The sequence below is a fragment of the Pseudomonas sp. MF6394 genome, assembly GCF_002018845.1.
Lineage (GTDB): Bacteria > Pseudomonadota > Gammaproteobacteria > Pseudomonadales > Pseudomonadaceae > Aquipseudomonas > Aquipseudomonas lactis.
Map to the genome: position 1 here is coordinate 38,331 of NZ_MVOJ01000007.1, position 24,044 is coordinate 62,374.

Sequence of the window (24,044 nt, forward strand, 5' to 3'; positions counted from 1 at the left end):
ATGTAGGAGCGAGCTTGCTCGCGAAAAACTCAAGAGCGCCGCGTTTAGGCTGGACGTTCGCGTCATCGTTAACGACCTTCGCGAGCAAGCTCGCTCCTACCGGGGGGTCAGAGTTTTTCCAGGGCCATGTTCAGGGCCAGTACGTTTACTACGGGCGGGCCTACCAGAGGGCTTTGGATGTGCTCATCCAGCAACCGCTGCAAGGTCGACACTGGCACATTTCGCGCCGCCGCTACTCGCGCCAGTTGATAGGCAATCGCCTGCGGTGGCAAGTGTGGATCAAGGCCACTGCCGGAGGTGGTCAGCGAGGCCAGTGGCACCGGGCCCTGGCCAGGCACTGACTGTTTGCCGGCATCCTCGATTATGCGGGTCGCCAAGGCCGGATTGCTGGGGCCCAGGTTACTGGCACTGCTGGACACGGTGGCAAATGCACCGGCTGAAGGGCGTGGGTGAAACCAGCTATCGCCGGTAAAGTCCTGGGCGATCAGACTGGAGCCGCGCACCTTGCCGCTGGCGTCGCGTACCAGGCTGCCGTTGGCTTGGTCGGGAAAGGCGACTTGCGCCACGCCGGTGACTACCAGCGGGTAGGCCACGCCGGTGATCAGGGTCATGAGTACCAGCAGGCTCAGGGCTGGGCGGATGATGTTTGTCATAGTCAAATCCTCAATAAATCGGCCAGGTCAAACCAGGTGCAGCGCGGTCAGCAGCATGTCGATGGCCTTGATGCCCACGAAGGGCACCAACAGCCCGCCCAGCCCGTAGATCAGCAGATTGCGCCGCAGCAATGCCGCCGCACTCGCCGCCTGTACGCGCACGCCGCGCAGGGCCAGCGGAATCAGCACCACGATAATCAGCGCGTTGAACACGATGGCCGAGAGGATCGCGCTCTGCGGGCTCTGCAAGTGCATGATGTTGAGCACGCCCAGTTGCGGGTAGATCGAGGCGAACAGCGCCGGCAGGATCGCGAAGTACTTGGCCACGTCATTGGCGATGGAGAAGGTCGTCAGCGCGCCACGGGTCACCAGCAGTTCCTTGCCGATCTGCACCACGTCCAGCAGCTTGGTCGGATCGCTGTCGAGGTCGACCATGTTGGCGGCTTCGCGCGCGGCCTGGGTGCCGTCGTTCATCGCCATGCCGACGTCAGCCTGGGCCAGCGCCGGAGCGTCGTTGGCGCCGTCGCCACACATGGCGACCAGGCGACCATCGTTCTGCTCATGGCGAATACGCGCGAGTTTCTTCTCTGGCGTGGCTTCGGCCAGCACGTCGTCCACCCCCGCTTCAGCGGCAATCGCGGCGGCGGTCCGCGGGTTGTCGCCGGTGACCATCACGGTGCGGATGCCCAACTTGCGCAACTCGGCAAAACGCTCGCGGATACCGGGCTTGACCACGTCCTTGAGATGAATTGCCCCCAGCAACTTGCCATCGGCGCACACCAGCAAGGGCGTGCCGCCGCTTTGGGCGATCTTGTCGATTTCCCGCGACAGCGCCGGCAACAGGTCGCTGCGTTGCTGGCCAATAAACGCCAGCAGCGAGTCCACCGCGCCTTTACGGAACACACGGCCCTGGTAGTCGACACCGGACAAACGGGTCTCGGCGCTGAAAGGGACAGCGGTCAACGCGTCCAGGCTCGGCTCGGCCTGGGGGTGCAAGGCGCGCAGGTATTCAACGATGGACTTGCCTTCCGCCGTGTCATCGGCCAAGGACGCCAGCAGCGCGCCTTCGGCCAATTCGCGGCCGCTGACGCCAGGCGCCGCGACCACAGCCGAGCAACGACGGTTGCCGAAGGTGATGGTGCCGGTCTTGTCCAGCAACAGCACATGCACATCCCCCGCCGCTTCCACGGCGCGGCCAGACTTGGCGATCACGTTGAGACGCACCAGGCGGTCCATGCCGGCAATGCCAATGGCCGATAACAAGCCGCCAATGGTGGTAGGAATCAGCGTCACCAGCAGCGCGACCAGGAACACCAAAGGCAAACTGCCATTGGCGAAGTGGGCGAACGGCTGCAGGGTCACGACCACCAGCAGGAAGATCAGGGTCAGGCCGATCAGCAGGATATCCAGCGCGACTTCGTTGGGGGTTTTCTGGCGTTTGGCGCCTTCCACCAGCGCGATCATGCGGTCCAGGGTGGACTCGCCCGGGTTGGCGGTGATGCGGATGAGCAGCCAGTCCGACACCAGCCGCGTGTTGCCGGTGACGGCCGAACGGTCGCCGCCGGACTCGCGGATCACCGGGGCGGATTCGCCGGTAATCGCCGCTTCGTTGACCGCCGCAATCCCTTCGACGACCTCGCCGTCACCGGGGATCATCTCCCCGGCGGCAACACGTACCACATCGCCCTTGCGCAGGCTGGTGGCCGGTATCATTTTGAAGCTGCCGTCAGCCTCCTGGCGACGCGCGCTCAAGCCTTCGCTGCCGGCCTTGAGGCTATCGGCACGGGCCTTGCCACGCCCCTCGGCCAAGGCTTCGGCGAAGTTGGCAAACAGCACGGTGAACCACAGCCACACGGCGATTTGCACGGCGACAAACGTTGGAACGGTGGTATCGGGCACAAAGCACAGCACGGTGGTGAGGATGGCGGTCAGTTCGACTACCAGCATCACCGGCGAGCGTTGCAGTTGGCGTGGGTCCAGCTTGACGAAGGCCTGGACCAGCGCTGGGCGCCACAAGGCCGAGATAGCGGTTTTGGCAGGCTCCTGGGGTTTGACCGGGGCCGCGTTTTTTGCAGGCATATTCATTTTCATATCCCTTAACTAGAAGCCCATGCTCAGGTGTTCAGCGATGGGGCCCAACGCCAGCGTCGGCAGGAAAGTCAGGCCGCCCACCAGCAAAATGGTCACGGTCAACAGGGTGACGAACAGCGCGCCATGGGTGGGGAAGCTATTCTGGCCAATCGGTGCGGCTTTCTTCATCGCCAGGCTGCCGGCCAGGGCCAGAACCGGGAGGATGTAGCCAAAGCGGCCGATCAACATGCCCAGGCCCAGCATCAGATTATGGAACGGGGTGTTGGCGCCGAGGCCGGCAAACGCCGAACCGTTGTTGGCACTGGCCGAGGTGTAGGCGTAGAGCAACTGACTGAAGCCGTGTGGGCCAGGGTTACTGATAGCACCCGCCGGGCCGGGCAAGCTGGCGGCAATGGCACCCAACACCAGCACGCCGACCGGCATCACCAGCAGGGTCACCACCAGCAATTGCACTTCCTTGGCCTGGAGTTTCTTGCCCAAGTATTCCGGGGTGCGGCCGATCATCAGGCCGGCGAGGAACACTGCGATCAACACGTTGAGCAACATGCCGTACATGCCGGCACCGACACCGCCGAAGATCACTTCGCCGACCATCATGTTCACCAGTGCCACCATCCCACTCAGGGGGCTGAGGCTGTCCTGCATGCCATTGACCGAACCGTTGGAGGCCGCGGTGGTGGTCACCGACCACAGCACGGTGCCGGTGGTGCCGAAGCGTGTTTCCTTGCCCTCCAGCGGTGCGGTTTGCTCCACCGCCGGGTTGTTCAAGGTTGGGTTGGGCTGGTATTCGGACCACAGCGACGTCGCGCCGCCGATCAGGAACAGCGCCAGCATGCACGCGAGGATCGCCCGGCTCTGGCGCAGGTCCTTGACGTAATGGCCGAAGGTAAACACCAGTGCCACCGGGATCAGAATGATCGAGGCCACTTCAAACAAGTTGGCCCAGGCGGTCGGGTCTTCGAACGGATGCGCCGAGTTCACGCCGAAGAAGCCACCGCCGTTGGTGCCCAATTGCTTGATCGCAATCTGGCTGGCGGCCGGCCCCAGGGGAATCACCTGGTCCACGCCCTGCAGGGTGATAGCATCCACATAGTGGGCGAAGGTTTGCGGCACGCCCTGCCATACCAAAAACAGCGCGAGCACCAGGCACAACGGCAGCAGGCCGTAGAGGGTGGCGCGGGTCATGTCGACCCAGAAGTTGCCCAGGGTCTGGGCAGATTTGCGCCCTATCCCACGGCATAAAGCGACCAGGACCGCGAGACCGGTCGCCGCACTGATGAAGTTCTGCACCGTGAGGCCGGCCATCTGGCTCAGGTAACTCAAGGACGCCTCGCCGCTGTAGTTCTGCCAGTTGGTATTGGTCATGAAACTGACGGCAGTGTTGAACGCCAGGGTCCATTCCTGGCCGGGCAATTTCTGCGGGTTCAGTGGCAGGGAGCCCTGGAATAACAGGATCGAGAACAACAACAAGAAGCCCGCCAGGTTGAACGCGAGCAAGGCCAGCATGTATTTCTGCCAGCTCTGCTCTTGCTGCGCATCCACGCCCGAGAGGCGGTAACAGGCCTTTTCAACAGGCCCCAATACGGGCGTGAGCCAGGTGCGCTGGCCTTCCATCACCTTGTAGTAGAACCGCCCCAGAAACGGTGCCGGTACCAGTACCACGGCGAAGAAGGCGATGATCAGCCAATAGTCATAACTGTGCATAGCCCGCTCCTAGTTCCGATCCGCGCGTAACAGCGCAACCAGCAGATAAATGAACAGCGCCACGGCCAATAGCAGTGACACCCCGTCCAGAACGCTCATGGAAGTCTCCCCTTCGTGCGGCGATTGCCGCGTGTGGGGGCATTGTCCGCAGGAGCGGTGTAAAGGAACGAGAGCGAGGGGCTGGGTGGGGCGTAAAGATGGCGTAAAGAGTGGGTTTATGCGGGGTTTACAGGGAGATATGCAGTGGCTGGGAGGGCCTCATCGCGGCATAGGTATCTACACAACTTTGGTGTGACGCTGGACTGGTGGCGAGGGAGCTTGCTCCCGTGGCGGACTGACGGCCGGCGCCTATCTCCCTGACGCCCCAGGATCCAAATGTGGGAGCTGGCTTGCCTGCGAAGACGGCCTGACAGTCAACACAGTTGGATGGTGTACATATCCATTCCTGCGGTAACGGCCACCTAGGGTTCCGCTCTGACAGCGGCTCACTTTTGAAAAGAGCCCAAAAGTAAGCAAAAGGCTCTTGCCCCACCACTCGGCACCTCGCTTAGGCTCGGTGTGCCCGTAATCCGCCAGTGATTTGGGGGGCCGCCTGAGATCAAGATCACAAGCAGATCAAGAGCAAGATCAAGAGCGGCTCCCACATTCGACTGCGTTCTTTTCAGTTAACACTCGGTCAAGTGTGGGAGCGGGCTTGCCCGCGAATGCGCCCGCCAAGTCACCACCGCACTCATGTGGTGCAACTCATGCCACATTCAAACGCCAAACCGTCCCCCCGGCGACATAGGCACTGCTTTACGACATAGTTCTGAGGCTTGGCATAGCCACTGCAACACCTTGAATCATTCCAAACGGTTCAGGGAGCGCAGCAAAATGAACACACAACTCAAACCCACCTTGGGCACCTTGCATCTATGGGGCATCGCCGTGGGGCTGGTGATCTCCGGCGAATATTTCGGCTGGAGCTATGGCTGGGGCGTCGCCGGTACCCTGGGCTTTCTGGTGACCTCGTTGATGGTCGCCGCGATGTACACCTGCTTTATCTTCAGCTTCACCGAGTTGACCACCGCGATTCCCCATGCCGGAGGCCCCTTTGCCTACAGCCGTCGCGCCTTTGGTGAAAAAGGCGGCTTGATTGCCGGCCTGGCCACCTTGATCGAATTCGTCTTTGCCCCGCCCGCGATTGCCCTGGCCATTGGTGCGTACCTGAACGTGCAATTCCCGGCACTCGACCCCAAGCACGCCGCTGTCGGCGCCTATATCGTGTTCATGGGCCTGAATATCCTCGGGGTGAAACTCGCCGCCACCTTTGAGCTGGTGGTGTGCGTACTCGCCGTCGCCGAACTGCTGGTGTTCATGGGCGTAGTCGCCCCGGCTTTCAGCTTCAGCCACTTCGCCCTCAACGGCTGGGCCGGTTCCGACACCTTCGGTGCCCCGGCGATTGCCGGGATGTTTGCCGCCATCCCCTTCGCCATCTGGTTCTTCCTCGCCATCGAAGGCGCCGCCATGGCCGCCGAAGAAGCCAAGGACCCCAAGCGCACGATTCCAAAAGCCTACATCAGCGGCATCCTCACCCTGGTGATCCTGGCCATGGGCGTGATGTTCTTCGCCGGTGGCGTAGGCGACTGGCGCACCTTATCGAACATCAACGACCCACTGCCCCAGGCGATGAAAACCGTGGTGGGCGACAGCTCCGGCTGGTTGCACATGCTGGTATGGATTGGCCTGTTTGGTCTGGTGGCGAGCTTTCACGGCATCATCCTCGGCTACTCGCGCCAGTTCTTCGCCCTGGCCCGTGCCGGTTACCTGCCGTCCTTCCTGGCCAAACTCTCACGCTTCCAGACGCCGCACCGGGCCATCCTCGCCGGCGGCGTGGTGGGCATCGCCGCCATCTACAGCGACGGCCTGATCAACCTGGGCGGCATGACCCTGACCGCCGCGATGATCACCATGGCGGTGTTCGGCGCCATCGTCATGTACATCATGAGCATGCTCAGCCTGTTCAAACTGCGTAAGACCGAACCACTGCTGGAACGCACCTTCCGCGCGCCAGGCTACCCCATCGTGCCCGGTATCGCATTGGTACTGGCGCTGGTGTGCCTGGTGGCAATGGCCTGGTTCAATGCCCTGATCGGGCTGATCTTCCTGGGCTTCATGGCGGTGGGTTTCATCTACTTCCAGATGACCGCACAAGACCGCGTCGATGCGCCGGCGGATGCAATGTTGACCGGACAATAGCGCCTATGAGGCAGAACGGGCCTACACTGAACTACTCAGAAAGCCCGTCACTCAAAGCAGTGATTACCGTGGGAAAATTCTCCCACGACCCTCTGCCTCAAGGAGCGTCTTATGCCGTGGTATGCATGGTTGATTATGGTAGTAGCGATCGGATCGATCGTCGGTGGCCTGATGATGCTGCGTGACAGCGCCAACAAGGTGGAACTCACCGACGAACAACGTAAACGCGTAGCCGAGCGCAATGCCCAGGCAGATGCCAAGGATGCGCAGGATCGCTGAATATTGGGTTACTCCCAATCCGCCCTGGCAATATGCAAGCCGTGCTGCCCTTTGTAGGCAGCACGTTCCGGTTGGCTCCAGCCATTGAGCAAGTCATCCTCCAGCCTATATATCTCAACCCCCAACGGCCGACACACCGTCAACGGGTCCTGCGCCTCCGGCCCCCACATCGGCAACGACAAATCCCCGCCCGGGCACGTCGACAATGCACACAGCAAATCAATCTCGGCAAAGAACTCCAGGTAATCACCCTTCTGCGCCGGACAGGCTTTCATAAAGTACATGTCATCGTGATTGAGCCCGGTGCACTGAAAAATATTCAACACGTCATGCACATCGAATTCCGTCAGCCCATGGGGCAATACCGCACGGGTCAGGTTCGAGTGGCAATGGTGGTGAAAGTCCTCCCCAGTGAGCATACGGTTCACATAGGGGTCGCAGCGCGTGCCCAACAAATCATGCAAACGCCCACCGTGTTCATCGATGCCGTAGCTGGCCAGGCTGTCATCGGTGATCGTGACCAAGGGCCTTAGAAAAGGCAGGTTCGACCACAACCGATCATGGGTGCTGACATGGGCGCCTTGAAGCTGCCGGGTGCGCGCGGCCCACAAGCGTTCGCGTGGGTCGTTGGCGTTCCAGACATTAAAGTCCCCCACCTGCGGTCCCACCGGCGTGGTCACCCGAAACACATGCCCGGCCGGCACCTTCCACGCCCTCCCCGTTCGAATCGGCACCTCGAACTGTTCGATCAACGTACGCTGGCCTTTCTGATCACGAATACGCTCATAAAACGCCTTATCCACCTGCAACGCCGAACCTTTGCTGACCTGGTACGCGGCGGGATAGTCTTTGTACATGGGGCAATCCTCCATCATGGGTGATCAAACAGGGCGAGGGAAAGGTGTTCCGAGTCATCCAGGTACAGACTCATCGCCTCGCTGGCGGCCTGGGTTTGGTTGTGGGTTAGCAGTGTGTATATCTCATGGTCACGCTCCAGCCAGGGTGACTGAAACCGCTGCTCATCCGGCGCGGCGCAGAACGCCAGACGCAGCTGGGCTATTACCTGGGCGAAGAACTCGTCGAACAACGGGCTGCCCATCAACGCGACGATCTGTTGGTGAAACATCAGACTGTGAGTGGCCACGGCTCGCCAATCTTCCCGCTCCCGCGCCAGGGTGGTGGCGTCGATGGCGTTTTGCATACGTGTCGATTGAGCGTCCGTCAGCGGGCCGCTTTGGGCTATGGCCTGCAATTCCAGGGTGCGGCGGACTACGAAGAGGTCGCGTACTTCTGCTCGCTCCAGGCGCCGAACCATGACGCCCTTGTTGCGGACATAGCGAGTAAGGCCCTCCTGGCCTAGACGATGTAGCGCCTCGCGAATCGTATTGCGGGACGCGCTGTAGACCTTGACCAGGTCCACCTCGATCAGCGGCATGCCTGGTAACAAGCGGCCACCGATGATGTCGGCGCGTAGTTCCAGGGCGATCTGGTCGGCTAAAGATAGGGTGAGTGGCATCGTTACCTCGAGATTGTTGAACAATCACTGAGGAAGAGGTAACCACGTTTCGTGCCAATGCTGCGTCAGTGAGGAAATCGCAAGGTCCATTAGTTAAAGGAAAGGCCGGTGTATGACCGGCCTTCCGCGCTGTTTTCACGCCCTTAATTAATAACCAGCCTGTCGCGATTCTTTTCCAGCAATGCCTTGCCGATGCCTTTCACTTCCAGTAACTCATCCACCGCCGTGAACGGGCCGTTGCTCTCGCGATAGGCGATGATTGCCTTCGCCTTGGAAGCACCAATGCCGAACAGATCACGGCGCAGGGTTTCGGCGTCGGCGGCGTTAAGGTTGACCTTGGTGGATTGCTCGGTCTTGGTCATTTGGGTGGAGATAGGGGTTGGGGGTTCCGGCTTGATGGACGGCGCAGCGGTGGTGGCGACGGAGAGGCTGGTGAGGAAAGCGAAGATGAGGGATGAGAGGTAGAGGTTTTGCATTGGTGACGCTCCATGACATCGGTATGAGAGAAAAGCAGCTTTTCCGAAGCTGCTTTTCTAACTTAGGTGATGTTTGGGAGGTGTCAAAAATGGGTGAGTAACAGGGTGTTATTCACGGTTCCAGGCGGCGTTGTTGGTAGATCCAGTCAACGATTTCGCCATCGGGGGCATACCCACTTACCGTCTCGCGTAAAAGCTGACGAACACGATCGTAATCGTCCTTTTCTACAGCCGCGAGTAACTCGGTCAGCTTATCCTTGAGCACATCCCAAGCCAGATAGTCTTCGTTGGCACTCATGATCATGGGGTGCTGGGTGGCAACGACGTTATCACCTATCAGCAACTCCTCGTAAAGTTTTTCCCCTGGGCGCAGGCCAGAGAACTCGATAGCAATATCACCGTGGGGATTCTTGTCAGAGCGAACACTTAAGCCAGAGAGATGAATCATCTTTTCGGCTAGCTCGACAATTTTCACCGGCTCCCCCATATCCAACACGAACACATCCCCCCCTAGGCCCATAGAACCCGCCTGGATCACCAATTGTGCCGCTTCGGGGATAGTCATGAAGTAACGAGTGATCTTGGGATGAGTTACCGTCAGAGGCCCCCCAGATTTGATTTGCTTATGAAAAAGCGGAATCACAGATCCAGATGAACCCAGTACATTTCCGAAGCGAACCATAGTGAAGCGGGTCTTGTTGACACGGGAAACATTCGACTTATCGCCGAACAATATAGGAGCCAATTCACGACTGAGGGCTTGGAGAGTCAACTCTGCAAGACGTTTAGTGCTCCCCATAACATTAGTTGGGCGCACAGCCTTGTCAGTAGAGATCAGGACGAAGTTAGCAACACCCGCCTGCAGCGCTGCTTGCGCCGTATTTAGAGTACCGATGACGTTATTCAACACGCCCTCTGCAATGTTGTGCTCGACCATCGGTACATGCTTATAAGCTGCTGCGTGATAGACCGTGTCCACACCCCATGTATTCATGACATCCAGTAACTTATTCTGGTTGCGTACTGATCCAAGGATAGGCAGCAACCTGACCGGCAACGACTCACGGATGATGCGTTGTTCAAGCTCAGACAAAATGCTGTAAAGGTTAAATTCACTGTGTTCGAATAACAGTAACGTAGTAGGACGTAGTGCAAGAATCTGACGACATAGCTCAGAGCCTATAGAGCCACCAGCACCAGTCACCAAAACGCTTTGCCCTTTAATGCAGTGCTCCAACAGTTCCCCTTGTGCGGGCACTGAATCACGTCCCAGCAAATCAGCGATATCAACTTCCTGGATGTCATCCACTTTCACACGACCGCTGGCGAGATCCATGAAGCCCGGAACACTGCGTACATGCAGCGGATAGCCTTCAAGAAAACCAAGGATTTCACGTCGCCTACCTCGATTAGAGGACGGTATTGCAAGCAGAATTTCCTGGGCGCCAGTGGCATCAATCATTCGCTGAATATGGCGAGGTTTGTACACCTGCAATCCTGAAATCACTCGATCTGAAATGCTGTCATCATCATCTATGAACGCTACGGGACGCATGACACGCCCCATACGCAGGGCCGCTACTAACTGATTACCGGCAGCGCCGGCGCCATAGATTGCAACACGCGGCAAGCCGTCTTCACGGTTGGTAAACGGTACATGCTGGGCTGCAGCAAACCAATCCCCCAAAAAGTACTGACGCATAGCCAACCGTAGGCCACCAACCATGATCAAGCTCAGCCACCAATAGTTGAAGATGATTGAGCGCGGCACCACGTTTTGATGATTGCTATACCAATAGACCACCACCCCCAGAATCACGGATGAAAGGCTGACCGCCTTGATGATTGCGATCAGCGCGTCATTACCAAAATAGCGCATGACCGCCCGGTACATGCCGAAGCGGATGAAAAGCGGTATGGCGACGATTGGTGCGCTCAGGAACAACCAGCGATGCAGTGCTATAGGGTTGATCATGTCATCCACCCCTAAGCGAACGAGGAATGCCATCCACAGTGCAAACCACACAAGAAGAACGTCCGCAACAACCTGCAGGATGCGCTTGCGGCGACGGGGTAGGCCCAGCAAATATGATCGTATTGTATTCATGAACCCTTTAAACACCTTTGTTGCTCCTGGCGCTACTGCTTTGTCACATTTAAACACTTCAGAGCATTAATGACCGCGTAAATCTACTCACGAAAAATCAGGTAGCCCTCTCCAGCTCACCTGCCTTGTATTTGACTGCCAGAATTACCAGCGGGACGTACGCTATGAAAACCCCAAGCAACCCGTTCAGTCCCAACAATACAACGCAAAGTGCAAGGGGGAGCAGCCAGAAGACATTGATCACTAACACCGAGAGAGTGACGGGCAAATGGCTACCTACTTGGCGTGAGGCGAACTGATAGGCATGACTGCGATGGGCTTCGTACACTTTATCTCCCCGCATCAAGCGACGAATGAGCGTAAATGTCGCATCGACAATAAAAACGCCAAGCAAGATAAGCCACACCCACAGCAAATCAGGGCTGTGCCAGGCAGCTTGTAGGGAGAGCACACCAAGGATTACACCGAGAAAACCGCTACCGGCATCCCCCATGAATATTCGGGCGGGCGGGAAATTCCAGTAGAGAAAACCCAGTACCGCCATGCTCAATAGCAGCGGAGCCCAGATAAGCGCTTGATCCCCATTCAGCCAATAGATCAGGCAGGCCCCGAGGCAGACGCATATCGCTTCAACGCTGGCCAGGCCATCAATTCCATCCATGAAGTTGTATAGATTCAACATCCACACCAGATAAAAAGCAGCGGCGATATGCCCGAGCCAACCAAGGTCGATGACCATTCCTGGCAGCACTACCCCTGGCAAGCCTCCCAACCAAAACAGGGCCCACATCGCGGCACTGAAATGCCCTAGCAACCGCCAACGGGCAGCGATATGACCGTGGTCGTCAAGAAATCCGAGCACTGCAACTGCGGCCCCCGCCCCCAATAATGCCCATGTAAAGGAATGCGTTATTTCGTTGCCTACGAGCAGGAAAGGCAACGCAATTAGAAAGCTCAGCACAATAGCCACTCCTCCGCCTCGAGGAGTCGGGACTGAGTGCGAACTACGTGCGTTAGGCACGTCAATCAGACTACGGGCGAGTGCGTAGCGCCGTAAACACCACGTCAGGAAAAGAGCAAACGCCGCGACTGCAGGCGCAAGCCACAGTAAATGATTCATCAACAACTCCAATTACGGTCCCGAGAAGGGTCACTATTTACTTCAAGCTGCCCTGAAAACTTTCAGCTGTCTTGCGCAAGGCGGCGGTCACAGTGGAAGGTGGTGTCCACTCTAATAGCCGGCGAGTCTTAGCAATATCGACCTGCAGCGAACCACACAGCCGCTGGCCAATAGCCTTGCGTCCTATCAACGCAGCACCTAACTGCAAAAGAGCAGCGGGCACAGGTATCAATCGGGCTGGTTTACCCAGTGCAATCCCCATGCGCGTCAACAAATCGGTAGTCGACATGTCATCACCATCACTGGCCAAAAATATTTGATTAGCTGCTGCGGGGTGATCTAAGCAAACCACAATCAGATCAATCAAATTGTCGAGCGAGACTAGGCTTCGCTGATTGCGTATAGCTCCCAAAGGTAAAACAATGCCTTTGTTAAGCCAGTTCATCATGCTGCGAAAGTTGGCTTTCACTCCCGGGCCGTAAACGAGAACAGGGCGAATGATAACGACGTCCATCCCGGTTTTTTTTGCCAGTATCTTTAGCTGTTCTTCGGCTTCCTTTTTTGAAACGCCATACGGGTCGCAAGGGGCTGGCACATCGTCTGCAGTATAGGGAGCACCAGGCTGGGTTGCTTCTCCGTTCACCTTGATTGAACTGATAAAAATGAAACGTTTTACTCCGGCGTGCGCTGCTCGCTGTGCCAGCTTCAGCGTTCCGTCTACGTTGACCATACGATACTCAGTCAGCGGATCACTCGAAGCATCAGACATTACATGAACACGGGCTGCGCAATGAACCAACACATCGACCCCTTCGAGGGCCAGCAACGATTCTGTGGCTAGATAATCAGCACTAACGCGCACAGGGACGGCATTGGCAGGGAGCGTAACACCCTCTCGACGCACCAGTGCCAGCACCTGACAGTCGCCTGCGGATGCCAACCGATCAACAAGCGCGGCGCCCACAAAGCCGCTAGCGCCCGTAACAAAGACTGTCTTCCTCTGATTCAAACTATGCGCTCCAACTGCCCATACACATCCAAATGTTGTTCCACGATCTTTTCAATCGAAAAAGCACGCAAAGCCAGCTCACGGCCGGCCATGCCCATACGACTGCGCAGGGCGGGATCTTCGATCAGCACCTGCAATTGGTTGGCCAACGCCTGTGCATCACGTACGGGAACCAAAAAACCCGTTATGTCAGGGTCTATTGCGTCTCGACATCCGGGCACATCTGTAGTTACAACCGCACGACCACAGGCTGCGGCCTCCACCAGGACCTTGGGTAACCCCTCACGATAAGAGGGCAAAGTGACGATATTCGCTGCAGCAAACAGTGTAGCGATGTCATCGCGATAACCGAGTAACTCGATCACGCCATCCTCTCGCCACTGATCTATTTGCGCACGAGTCACGGTAGCCGGATTGCCTGGATCAATATCACCTATCAATTGAAACCGCGCCTTGACGCCGCGTGCAGTGAGTATTTTTGCCGCCTCAACGAACTCCTCGACACCTTTATCACGTAGCAATCTAGCTGCCAGGCATACCACAGGAAGTCCTTCAGGCTCCGGAATCGCTGTATAAAGTGACAAGTTGACGCCCGAACCACGAATCATCACGGCTTTAGATTCGTTAAGGCCGCTCATGCTTAACAGCAAATCACGATCATCGGGATTCTGAAAAATCGAGCGCAGGTTACGCTTTCCCAGAGCAAGACGGTAAAAAGTGCTGACTACTTTACGCGTAACAAGAGCCCTGAGTCCCCTTGAAAGAAACACAAAACCTAGCCCTGAAATAGCCGTAACAACACCCTTGACCGGCGCAAGACGAGCAGCGACTCCACCATACAAGACTGGCTTGATGGTTACTAAATGCAGTATGTCCGGCTTCAATCGCCAAAGTAGCTTCCAAATAGTGAACATAAGGCCAAGCTCGGCGAGAGGATTTCGACCACTACGTGACAGTGGCAATGAGTGAAACTCAAACCCTTCCGCAGCAATAGCCGCAACTGCCGGGCCTGGCATGCACGCCACATGAATCTTATAGCCCTTTGTCTGAGCGCCCTTGGCCACAGCCAGCCGATGAGAGAGAAAGAAACCCGGATCGTTGACGATGAACAGAAGAATTTTACTCATGCCTGTTCTTCCAGCCATGCCTGAAACATTAAAATGGTCCACAAATGAGACTGCCAGTTACCGCGCCCCTCGAGATGTTCCTGCCACATGTGCCTGATACGTTCAGGATGGAAGTATCCCTCCTGCCGTAGGCGTGCTTCGTTCAACAATGACTCAGCCCACTCCCTTAAAGGTCCGCGCAACCAAGCCCCCAGCGGAATACCAAAACCTTGCTTTGGCCTTTCGATCAGTTCCTGGGGAACATATCTATACAAAACTTCCCGCAGCAGCCACTTACCCTGACCGTTACGAATCTTCAAATCGAGCGGCATGCGCCAAGCCAGTTCGACGACTCGATGATCGAGCAGTGGCACACGCCCTTCAATACTTGCGGCCATGGCTGCACGGTCTAGCTTGACCATGATGTCATCCGACATATAGGTTTGGGCGTCCATGGCCATCATCCAATGCTCAAAGCTGTCAGTTTGTGGCCAGCGTGAAGGCTCGGTGAAAATGGTTTTCGGCTCTTCGCCATCAATCACGACGCTTGCAGGATCGGTCCAGTGACTGTTCAACTGAAGATAGAACTCATGGCCGTCCGCAAGCGTCAGAACATTAGCCAATTTATGTGCTTTCTCTCCCGGCGTACTGAGGTGTAGACGCTTGGGCAGTAGTGGCTTGGAGATACGAAACAGATGATCCCAGCTGGAGGGCGAAAGTGACCTTAAAAGCCCGGCGCTTGCTTGCCTGGCAAACGGAGGTAACTGTTGCATTTTCGACCAGACTTTCTTAGCGCTGAGATAGCGATTGTAACCACCGAAAAGCTCGTCTCCACCGTCACCGCTGAGCACAACCTTCAACTGCTTGCTAGCCAATTGGCTGACCAAAAAGGTAGGGATCTGCGAGCTATCGCTGAACGGCTCGCAATACATCGATGGCAGGCGTGGAATCACTGCTAACGCGTCCTCCGGACGAACATATAGCTCCGTATGCTGCGTACCCAGGTGCTGAGAGACGGCTTTGGCATGTACAGCTTCGTCGTAACCACCTTCGTCGAAACCGATAGTGAATGTACGAATCGGCTGAGCACTTTGCGCCTGCATTAGAGCTACTACCGCACTGCTATCAACACCACCGCTTAAAAACGCACCCAAAGGTACGTCAGCCAGCATTTGCTGGCCAATGCTGGAACGTAATTGTGCATCTAGCAAATCCGTCGCCTGAGAAGCAGTTCCCTCAAAGGGCTGGGCGATGCCCCTCGCAACGGCGTCGTTGAGACGCCAGTAAGATTGAGGAACTGCGATTTTTGCGGCGGGAAGATTGTTCAGCGTAAGGATTACGTAGTGACCCGGCTCAAGCTTCGCAATGCCCTTATAAATACTGTAAGGAGCTGGAATGCAATTATGACGAAGCAACAACGTGAGTGCATTACGATCCACTTCCCCAGTGAACTGTGGGAAAGCCTTGATCGCCTTCAGCTCGGAGCCTAAAAGCAGCGCGTCCCCTTGCCAGCCGTAATACAAAGGCTTTTCGCCCATCCGGTCACGCGCAAGTGTCAGCACTTGCTCTTGCCTGTCCCAAAGCGCGAAGGCAAACATGCCAACGGACGCCTGCAGGGTCTTTTCGACGCCCCAGCTTACAAGGCCTTCCAGCAGCACTTCGGTATCAGAATGACCTCGCCATGCCACCGGCGACAGCCCCTCATCCTCCAACTTCTGCTTTAGCTCACGGTGATTATAGATTTCGCCGTTAAAAACAATTACAAATCTTCCGCAACTGGAATGCATCGGTTGTCGACCCGCCTCGGACAGATCGACAATGGCCAAACGTCGATGCCCGAGCGCAAGCCCCACATTCTCATCGACCCAAACGCCACGATCATCAGGGCCACGGTGTGTGAGGGCGTCGTTCATCCGGTTGACGATTGCTGTCAAATCGCCAATACGGGACTGGAAAATTCCGCTGAAACCACACATCACTGAACATCCTGATTTAAGTAAAGCCGGTCATAAATTTCTTTGAATTTTGTCTCGGTACATTTCATCGTGAAATTTTCGACGATCCGAGTATAGGCACCCCGCCCCATCGCTGTACGCTCCGCATCAGTCTTTCCCACCACCTTCGCCAATGCTTCAGCCAATGCCTGAGGTTCGTGTACAGGTACGACAATTCCGTTTCCGCCAAGAAGAAAAGCTGCATCACCGGCATCGGTAGTTACACAAGGCAATGCCATGCTCATCGCCTCACCTAGTACATTGGGGAATCCCTCAGTAAACGAATGCAGGCAGAACATATCCATCGCCCTATAACATCCCGCCACGTCTTTGCGCTCCCCCAATAGTACAAACCGATCAGCATATCCGGTCGCAGCTATATCAGCCATTAGCGCAATATTGCCATGATCAACATCACGTCCAATCATTAAGAACTTAACGTATGGGAATCGAGCGGCAACGAGTCCTGCGGACTTAATGAAACCCGCGTGATCCTTGACTTCGTTGAAACGTCCGAGGCTACCGATAACAAAGTCATTCACCCCAATACCATGCGCTAATCGTATAACTTCACGCTCTTCGGATGAAGCTACCAGACGCTCAAGGTCGAACCCGTTGGGTATGACGATCATCTTTTTCGGGGAATAACCAACCGCGACATGCGTCGTTCGCGACGCTTCGGCAGCGCAAACAATAACGCTGGGCAAAATAGCAGAAAGCCAGGCGCACAGCCTGCGAATAACTATCGTTGCCTTACCTCCCCCCTTGCTGACATCAGTGGTTCTGATGCCCCAAATTAGCCCTTTTACGCCGACCCAGCGTGCGGCCAAACCGCCCAACAAATCAGCGTGATACATCCAGGTTTGAACCACATCAGGCTTAGTAGACTTTAAAAGACGCACCAGCTTGTTGAATGCGCTAAAAACATCCCAGGCGCCACACATGCCCAAAGTATCAACGGTGACGCCATGAGCACGCAGCAATGCGCCGACTTCGCCCAGATCCGTCAATGAAATAACACGGTGCTCGTATTCGGAGCTGGAGTTGAAAGACTCACAAAGTCGACGCAACATCAACTCAGCGCCGCCGATATTAAGGCCGACAATTACATGGGTAACTTTCATCAGCCCTGCTCCTCGAGCCAAGCCTGGAACATCAAAACGCCCCACAGCCTGCTCGAATAATCCGCATGTCCAGCAAGGTGCTGTGCCCAGATCTGGCGGATAGGCGCAGGGTGGAAAAAACCTTCCTGACGTAGCCGGCTTTCGCTCAAAAGATTTTCGGCCCACTCACGCAATGGGCCCCTCAGCCACGAAGCGATAGGAATGGAAAATCCTTTTTTTGGCCGCTCAATCAACTGCCGAGGAACATGCCGATAGAGCACCTCTCTTAATACCCACTTGCCTACGCCCTCACGAATTTTCATAGGCAAGGGAATACGCCAGGCCAATTCGACAATGCGGTGATCCAACAATGGAACACGTGTTTCAAGACTGTTGGCCATCGCGGCGCGATCAACTTTTACCAAGATATCGTCGACCATATAGGTTTGCGCATCCATCGCCATCATCCACTCTTCGTACCTGCCCGTAGTGGAAGGCCAGCTCGTGGGTGTATTCAACAGCGTTGCAGGCTCTTTTGCATCTATGACCGCGACCAGAGGATCCTTCCAGTGACTGATCATCTGACGATAAAAATCTTCTCGGGTGGGGGTATTCATAATATCCACCAGCTTCTCAACCCTGCCCCTCAAAGGCAGTAGTTTGAGTGAGCTCGCGGCCAATCGCCGCAAAGAAACCGGCACTTTACTGACGTGGTTCCACGCCTGCGGTGTGAATTGGTAGGGGTTGTAGCCACCGAACAGCTCGTCACCCGCGTCGCCGCTCAGAGCGACCGTGACTTGCTGTTTTGCAAGTTGGCTAACCAAGAACGTTGGAATCTGCGAACTATCGGCAAATGGCTCACAATAAATCGCTGGCAAGTGGGGGATAACATCCAGCGCGTCTTTCGGCTGAATGTATATTTCCGTGTGCTCGGTACCCAGGTGACGGGAGACAGCCAAGGCATGCTCCGCTTCATTAAAGCCTGCCTCACTGAAACCGATGGTGAAGGTTTTGATTGGCCGCCGACTTTGTTTCTGCATCAGGGCAACAATTAAACTGCTGTCGACGCCGCCGCTTAAAAACGCACCCAGGGGCACGTCGGATAGCATTTGCATCCCAACACTTTCAGCTAGCTGCAATTCAAGCGCGTCTACAATGGCAGTTTCACTGCCTACTAGCGGCTGATCCAAACCCCTCACAACAGCGTCATTGTACGACCAAAAATAAGCTGGCTTAACCGACTCTCTTTTTTGGCCCAAGGAAATACTGACATAGTGGCCAGGCATCAGTTTTTCTATACCTTCATATATACTGTACGGGGCCGGCACATAATTATGGCGAAGGTATAAAGCCAACGCATTTCTATCAACAGTTGATTTGAAGTCTGGATGTTGCTTAAGCGCTTTAAGCTCAGACCCGAAAACCAGAATGTCACCCAACCAGCCCCAATAAAGCGGCTTTTCACCCAGCCGATCACGAGCAAGGACGAGTTTATTGTCTACACGATCCCACAAAGCGATAGCAAACATACCCACGGTAGCTTGAAGCGTTTTCTCGACGCCCCAACTGTTGAAGCACGCTAAAAGAGTCTCCGTGTCGGAGCGGCCACGCCAAGCAGGAGCCTCGAATTGACTTTCGAGTGATTTGCGCAGCGTCTGATGATTATAAATTTCGCCGTTGAACGCGATCACATAACGCCCATTCGCGCTTTCCATCGGTTGGTGGCCGGCTGGTGAGAGGTCCTGAATAGCCAGACGAGCATGACCTAATACAATCTGTGCATCATCAGTCCACGTTCCAGAGCCGTCGGGGCCACGCTTATTTATGGCCTGGACCATCTGAACGACATGACGATCAGTTATAGAGGACGGCGTCGAATGAAAGTAACCGGCTATTCCACACACTACGAAACCCTTCCCTATTAAAATTCTTCAGCCAAACAGTATAAATACTTATTTCGCCATCAGCTGCTTTTTTCAACAGTTTCTCTGATTATTCTCTCCCACTCATTAACCGCCTGATGCTGGGAATACTTGTTGACGATGACATCCCGGGCATGTTGGCCTGCACGATCTCTGTCTAACGGATTATTAATCAACGCGTTCAAAGACTGATACCACTCAGCAGGTGTAACCACTCCATAACCGATAAATCCATTTTTTAAGATCTCGCTATTCATACCAAAGTCGGATACCACGATCGGAATCCCACAAGCCATATATAGCAACATCTTATAACTGCACTTGCCTCGCGACCACTCCGTATCATCCAACGGCATGAGGCCGATATCCATGGTTGCAATAGAGCTGACTTCATTCTCAACTGCCCACTGTACAAACTCAACAGCCTCACCAGGAATCTTGTCGAAACGCGGACGCTGGTCAGAAACAATGCGTAGCTTCCAACCTTTGTTTTCCTTGAGGACCTGAGCCAGGGCGTCTTCTATATCATATAGAAACTTGAACCCTCCGGAAGTGCCCGACCATCCAATAATTTTAGCAGCGAAGTCTTTTTTCAAAGGACGAAATCTATCAACATCAACGGGTGTGGCAATAATAGTCATCGGCTTACCAAACTTGCGAAAATAGTCGGCAATATAACTATTTCCACAAACTATGTGATCTACACGCTTCGTAATTTGCTCTACCGCCCACCCATTTCTGTGTAACCAAATCGCGTCATCAACATCTAAAATTCGCGGTCTTTTGGTAAACCTTTCCAAAGTAGGAATCGTCGAAATCATCTCTCTCTGTAGTATGACCACATCATATTTAAAGCTTTTGCACACACCAAAAAGCCTGGAGCAGAATTCCTTGATGATCCAAATTAATCTTTGCGCGCGGGCACTGGGCGGATAAGCGCTTTCATAAGCATTGGAGACATGTATTTTAATGTTTTTGGCTTCTAATCCCCTCTTTAAATAGTCCACTCTAAACCGTGTGCTCGGCACCTTATCACCCTGCGTGAATGCCATAACCGAAATTTCATCTTTCATACCGTCACCCTTATAAATTATGAAATTGGTTTTTTTGAAAAAAACAACAACACAAAGACTACAATCACAAACACCTTCATGAAGAACCATAACGAAGGTAGAAACGTATCGGAAAACAATGACAATACAATCGCTGAATACAAGTAGGCCGAGATCACCATATAAAAAATGTGGCCTTGCTTAGCCTTCAGGTAAGCATAGGTTGAAGCCGCCGAATACAGCGCAATAAAAAAAACGACACCCAACACGCCGAACCCGGGAAAAATGGAAAAATACAAGCTATAAACGTTACCCTCTAACCCATCGCCATATAAGTTAAACTCTGAGTGCATGGGTAAAGGGGTGCACAACTGAACAATTGAAAGTAAGTGGCAAACGGATATGAAGGGATTCCAGTTTTCGAAGACTCGAACCGTCCCATCAAAATACAGCGAAAACAGAACCGGCCCTTGAAGCGCATAACCTGCAATGTGCGTCAGCATGATAGACATAACTTCGCCTACACTTTCATTTGAACTTACATCGATTTTATTTGTGGCTATAGCGCCTACAAATAAAACTACCAAAAAAAATAAACCCAAGGTCGCCATAATTTTAACAGGAAGTTTTTGATGCACCAACCGATAAATAAATACCAGGCCTAACAGCATTTGTATCAACCCTGCCCTACCACTCCCAACCAATATCAGAGCGCACCATGGAAAAGCGATTATGAGATACTTGAGCCACCCTATTCTCCGTTGAGCCAAGGCTATCGTAAATAACGGAATTATTACCAGCCCCAGCAGCAGATAGTTTGCTGTCAGCCGACCGAATACTGACTCCCCAGCAACCGACATTGCCCTTGCGGCGTATGATATCTGCTCAAAGTCAGAACCGAGTGCAGACAAATCACTATAAGCAACCGGCAAAACCAGAAGATGCAGAAGGGCGAATAGCAAAAACAGATCATTAAAATTAAGTTCGCGACAAAAAAAGCCTTTATGCACGAAGCTTTTGGCAAACAGGCTTATACAAATAGACACCGCACTAAATATTGCCCCGCCCAGAATAAAAATTAGCAGAGCGTCAGACTCAACGGCATAAAAACCCAACAGAGGAGTGAAGGCTATTAAGCATAATCCGCCGCCCCAAATGGCAGGAAATATAAACGAAGGATGAAACGGATCTCTCATGGTTGCGCGCGATAAAATTGCGACCGCCAACAGAGTCAAGCCTGCTAAAAAGCTATACATACCACTTCAACCTCTTATAAGCGGTCAGCAAAATTCAAAAACCTGGTTCCTTACTTTTTCACCCGATAGGAATCAACAAAATAAAAAGCACAGCCCACAGGAAACGCACACATCATCAAGAGCGATGCTTTACAACTTGGAAATATTATTTCCATCTTGTTTGTCCTTAGGGCGAATCGTACATAATTAATAGCCGATTTGAACCTGCTAGCGAGGCCCTTCAGTATCTTGAACTCTTCAAGATACACCAGACTGGCGCCACATGGATTGTTAACCCTAATTCGTACCGAGGACTGCGTGAGCCCGTCATTTCGATAAACTTTTATGCATAACTTTTCATTAACAAATCTAGCAGAATAGACAAGTGAAACTCTATTCCAAACAATGCTTTCAGCAATAAATCGCTCACCCGCAATTATGGGGAACTCATACTGCTTCAATATTTCTGTGACATTAACGCCCCACTTATCGCCCATGGAACGGTATTGACGCTGTAGATCCGGATCAGCAATATCACATATATAATTTGGATACTCTTGACCCAACACATTACTTTCATCATCCATGCATAGAACTGAGAGCGTCGAAAACTGATCTCTCTGTGAGATGTCAATATCCTCCCAATGAAATCTCAATCGTTCCAGAGCTGTGTTAACACATCGGTCATCGGAATCGAAAACCAAAAACAAATAACCTGTTGCATGCTCGACCGCAACATTATGCGCGGCATGCTTACCTTGGTTATTCTGATAAATGTAACGGATATTCAGCTCTTTCTTTTTTATCCATTCCTCGACAAGCGCCTGCGTCCCATCAGTGGAACCATCGTCAATAATCAGCCACTCAAAATCTTGAAACGTTTGCACCCTAAGCGACTCATACACCTGACTCAAAATATATGCTCTATTATAAGTCGGCGTAAACACTGTAAAATACGGCAAATTCCCCCCTAACACTCAGCAATTATTTTTTTAACAACGCAGGAACATTGGCAATCAGGTTTCTGGCGTTAAATATTAGTAATACAGCTATATAGGCCGCACCACCCAAAATCACCTTTAACGAAAAAGACAACACCGACAGCTCAAAATTGATACTGCTTACTACTGCTGCCATAACCACCACAGCAACTATAATTTGCGCCGCATTTTTATAGGGAAGACGCGGCATAGCAAATACGCGTCGCCCCAAAGCCCAGCTCAATATCAAGGAAACAAGAAAAGCGATCACCGTCGAAATCGCCGCGCCCGTAGCGCCATATTCGGCAATGAGAAAATAGTTGAAAACAACATTCACGACGGCACTCACGAAGACAATACCCATTTGTATTCGAGTGGAGTTTGACAGTTGAAATGCGTAATCGAAGTAATATGATTTTATCGTACTTAAAAACATCGCCAGCGCGATCCAAGGGATGATCACAGTAGCGCCCTCTCTAAACTTATCCCCGAGTATGGAATACGCTATATCAGGGGCAGTCAACGCCATTCCTGCCGACAATGGCACAGCCACCGCAAACACCAATGAAAAGGTCTGACGCAGTTTTAAACCCGCAGCCAGCAAACCCTCTTTAGCCAGTGCATTTATCACCAATGGCAGGGCAGCCAAATGAACGACCGATGTCAGCATGCCGATTGAATACTGGCTCAGCTCATACGAAGCTGAATAAACGCCGACAGCCTCAACCCCCACCATGCGCTCGATGAAAAACCTATCAGACGCATCAATAACAAATATCAAGAGATAAGTAATCGTTAACGGAGCACCATAAGCGAATAATTTGCTCAAGTAATCCCTATTGATAAAAAACCAAGGCAAACCACTCCATATCCGCCTACTGATTACGCATGCGGCAATCGAACCTACTATGATTGAGGCCAATATCCCTTCTGCACCAAAGCCCAGGTAGGCCGCAACTACAGATAGAAAAAAGCCAACTACACTTTTTACGGTGAGTACTTTCCCATAATCAAAAGGGTTTAAAGATGCATTTAAAACCTTTAGGTTAAGTTCATACCAACCCTGGATCGCAAACAAAAAACCGACCATCCAAAATACTATTGAAAATGATGAAAACGCGCCTAGGGCCGCGCACATAAGCGATAAAACAATCACGACCACAAAAATAATAAATGAAATCGATCTGGCAGTTCCCAACAAGCGTTCTTCATCTTTTTTATCAGTTACAGCAGGAAGATACCTACCAACCCCCAAGCTCAACCACTGTAGTAACACCGCATTACCTACACCAGCAACCAAGATAGTCAGTGAGTAAACTCCATACTCAGCAGGCGTCAAAATACGCGTAAAAATCACCAAGGCCGATAGGGACAATATTGCCGGTATCAACTTTACAACCAGATAAGCGGCACCGTGTTTTGCTAGCAACTTATTGCCCCCTGTCTATGATCCATGTAT

General features: G+C 53.6%; 20 protein-coding genes. 2 read left to right on the forward strand and 18 right to left on the reverse strand.

Annotation, left to right across the window (positions count from 1 at the left end):
* Nucleotides 1–107: 107 nt before the first annotated feature.
* From kdpC to kdpF, 4 genes are read right to left on the reverse strand one after another with little or no spacing between them, the layout of a single operon-like run.
* Nucleotides 108–653 carry a potassium-transporting ATPase subunit KdpC gene (gene kdpC, locus MF6394_RS09790; protein ID WP_047710378.1) on the reverse strand — a complete coding sequence of 182 codons (546 nt, stop codon included), beginning with the start codon at nucleotides 651–653 and terminating at the stop codon, nucleotides 108–110.
* 27 nt (nucleotides 654–680) lie between these two features.
* Complete coding sequence (kdpB, locus tag MF6394_RS09795) at nucleotides 681–2,738, reverse strand: potassium-transporting ATPase subunit KdpB (RefSeq protein ID WP_177345134.1); 2,058 nt, start codon at nucleotides 2,736–2,738, stop codon at nucleotides 681–683.
* Nucleotides 2,739–2,753: 15 nt separating this feature from the next.
* Nucleotides 2,754–4,448, reverse strand: coding sequence for a potassium-transporting ATPase subunit KdpA (gene kdpA, locus MF6394_RS09800; protein WP_078466581.1), 1,695 nt, complete (start codon nucleotides 4,446–4,448; stop codon nucleotides 2,754–2,756).
* 9 nt (nucleotides 4,449–4,457) lie between these two features.
* A complete protein-coding gene (gene kdpF, locus MF6394_RS09805; protein ID WP_003218754.1) occupies nucleotides 4,458–4,547 on the reverse strand; it encodes a K(+)-transporting ATPase subunit F in 90 nt (29 codons plus the stop codon).
* Between the two features lie 774 nt (nucleotides 4,548–5,321).
* On the opposite strand from kdpF, the gene eat reads away from it, so the two are divergent.
* On the forward strand, nucleotides 5,322–6,686 hold the full coding sequence (gene eat, locus MF6394_RS09810) for an ethanolamine permease (protein ID WP_047710375.1): 1,365 nt from the start codon (nucleotides 5,322–5,324) through the stop codon (nucleotides 6,684–6,686).
* A gap of 111 nt (nucleotides 6,687–6,797) precedes the next feature.
* Nucleotides 6,798–6,965: a DUF2897 family protein gene (locus MF6394_RS09815; protein WP_003172675.1), complete on the forward strand. Its 168-nt coding sequence runs from the start codon at nucleotides 6,798–6,800 to the stop codon at nucleotides 6,963–6,965.
* 8 nt (nucleotides 6,966–6,973) lie between these two features.
* On the opposite strand, the gene MF6394_RS09820 is transcribed toward MF6394_RS09815, so the two are convergent.
* From MF6394_RS09820 to MF6394_RS09885, 14 genes are all read right to left on the reverse strand, one after another.
* On the reverse strand, nucleotides 6,974–7,822 hold the full coding sequence (locus MF6394_RS09820; protein WP_047710374.1) for an urea carboxylase-associated family protein: 849 nt from the start codon (nucleotides 7,820–7,822) through the stop codon (nucleotides 6,974–6,976).
* A gap of 14 nt (nucleotides 7,823–7,836) precedes the next feature.
* Complete coding sequence (locus tag MF6394_RS09825; RefSeq protein WP_044272984.1) at nucleotides 7,837–8,481, reverse strand: GntR family transcriptional regulator; 645 nt, start codon at nucleotides 8,479–8,481, stop codon at nucleotides 7,837–7,839.
* A 143-nt stretch (nucleotides 8,482–8,624) separates the two neighbouring features.
* Nucleotides 8,625–8,957, reverse strand: coding sequence for a ComEA family DNA-binding protein (locus MF6394_RS09830; protein WP_078466582.1), 333 nt, complete (start codon nucleotides 8,955–8,957; stop codon nucleotides 8,625–8,627).
* Nucleotides 8,958–9,069: 112 nt separating this feature from the next.
* Nucleotides 9,070–11,064, reverse strand: coding sequence for a polysaccharide biosynthesis protein (locus tag MF6394_RS09835; protein WP_078466647.1), 1,995 nt, complete (start codon nucleotides 11,062–11,064; stop codon nucleotides 9,070–9,072).
* A gap of 97 nt (nucleotides 11,065–11,161) precedes the next feature.
* On the reverse strand, nucleotides 11,162–12,184 hold the full coding sequence (locus MF6394_RS09840; RefSeq protein WP_078466583.1) for an MraY family glycosyltransferase: 1,023 nt from the start codon (nucleotides 12,182–12,184) through the stop codon (nucleotides 11,162–11,164).
* A 37-nt stretch (nucleotides 12,185–12,221) separates the two neighbouring features.
* Nucleotides 12,222–13,193: a UDP-glucose 4-epimerase family protein gene (locus MF6394_RS09845; protein ID WP_078466584.1), complete on the reverse strand. Its 972-nt coding sequence runs from the start codon at nucleotides 13,191–13,193 to the stop codon at nucleotides 12,222–12,224.
* Nucleotides 13,190–14,320 carry a glycosyltransferase family 4 protein gene (locus MF6394_RS09850; RefSeq protein ID WP_078466585.1) on the reverse strand — a complete coding sequence of 377 codons (1,131 nt, stop codon included), beginning with the start codon at nucleotides 14,318–14,320 and terminating at the stop codon, nucleotides 13,190–13,192. The genes MF6394_RS09845 and MF6394_RS09850 overlap by 4 nt, the downstream gene beginning before the upstream one ends.
* Nucleotides 14,317–16,275, reverse strand: a complete 1,959-nt coding sequence (gene asnB / locus MF6394_RS09855) for an asparagine synthase (glutamine-hydrolyzing) (RefSeq protein ID WP_078466586.1) — start codon at nucleotides 16,273–16,275, stop codon at nucleotides 14,317–14,319. Before asnB (MF6394_RS09855) ends, MF6394_RS09850 begins: the two co-directional genes overlap by 4 nt.
* Nucleotides 16,275–17,417, reverse strand: a complete 1,143-nt coding sequence (locus tag MF6394_RS09860) for a glycosyltransferase family 4 protein (protein ID WP_078466587.1) — start codon at nucleotides 17,415–17,417, stop codon at nucleotides 16,275–16,277. The genes asnB (MF6394_RS09855) and MF6394_RS09860 overlap by 1 nt, the downstream gene beginning before the upstream one ends.
* Complete coding sequence (asnB, locus tag MF6394_RS09865) at nucleotides 17,417–19,300, reverse strand: asparagine synthase (glutamine-hydrolyzing) (protein ID WP_078466588.1); 1,884 nt, start codon at nucleotides 19,298–19,300, stop codon at nucleotides 17,417–17,419. The genes MF6394_RS09860 and asnB (MF6394_RS09865) overlap by 1 nt, the downstream gene beginning before the upstream one ends.
* A 59-nt stretch (nucleotides 19,301–19,359) precedes the next feature.
* Nucleotides 19,360–20,391 carry a glycosyltransferase family 4 protein gene (locus tag MF6394_RS09870; RefSeq protein ID WP_177345135.1) on the reverse strand — a complete coding sequence of 344 codons (1,032 nt, stop codon included), beginning with the start codon at nucleotides 20,389–20,391 and terminating at the stop codon, nucleotides 19,360–19,362.
* Nucleotides 20,392–20,408: 17 nt separating this feature from the next.
* The gene (locus MF6394_RS09875) at nucleotides 20,409–21,626 is read right to left on the reverse strand and encodes an O-antigen polymerase (protein WP_078466589.1); all 1,218 of its coding nucleotides are present in this window, start codon (nucleotides 21,624–21,626) and stop codon (nucleotides 20,409–20,411) included.
* Nucleotides 21,627–21,676: 50 nt separating this feature from the next.
* Nucleotides 21,677–22,582: a glycosyltransferase family A protein gene (locus tag MF6394_RS09880; RefSeq protein WP_078466590.1), complete on the reverse strand. Its 906-nt coding sequence runs from the start codon at nucleotides 22,580–22,582 to the stop codon at nucleotides 21,677–21,679.
* A 7-nt stretch (nucleotides 22,583–22,589) separates the two neighbouring features.
* Nucleotides 22,590–24,014: an oligosaccharide flippase family protein gene (locus MF6394_RS09885; RefSeq protein WP_078466591.1), complete on the reverse strand. Its 1,425-nt coding sequence runs from the start codon at nucleotides 24,012–24,014 to the stop codon at nucleotides 22,590–22,592.
* Nucleotides 24,015–24,044: the final 30 nt, after the last annotated feature.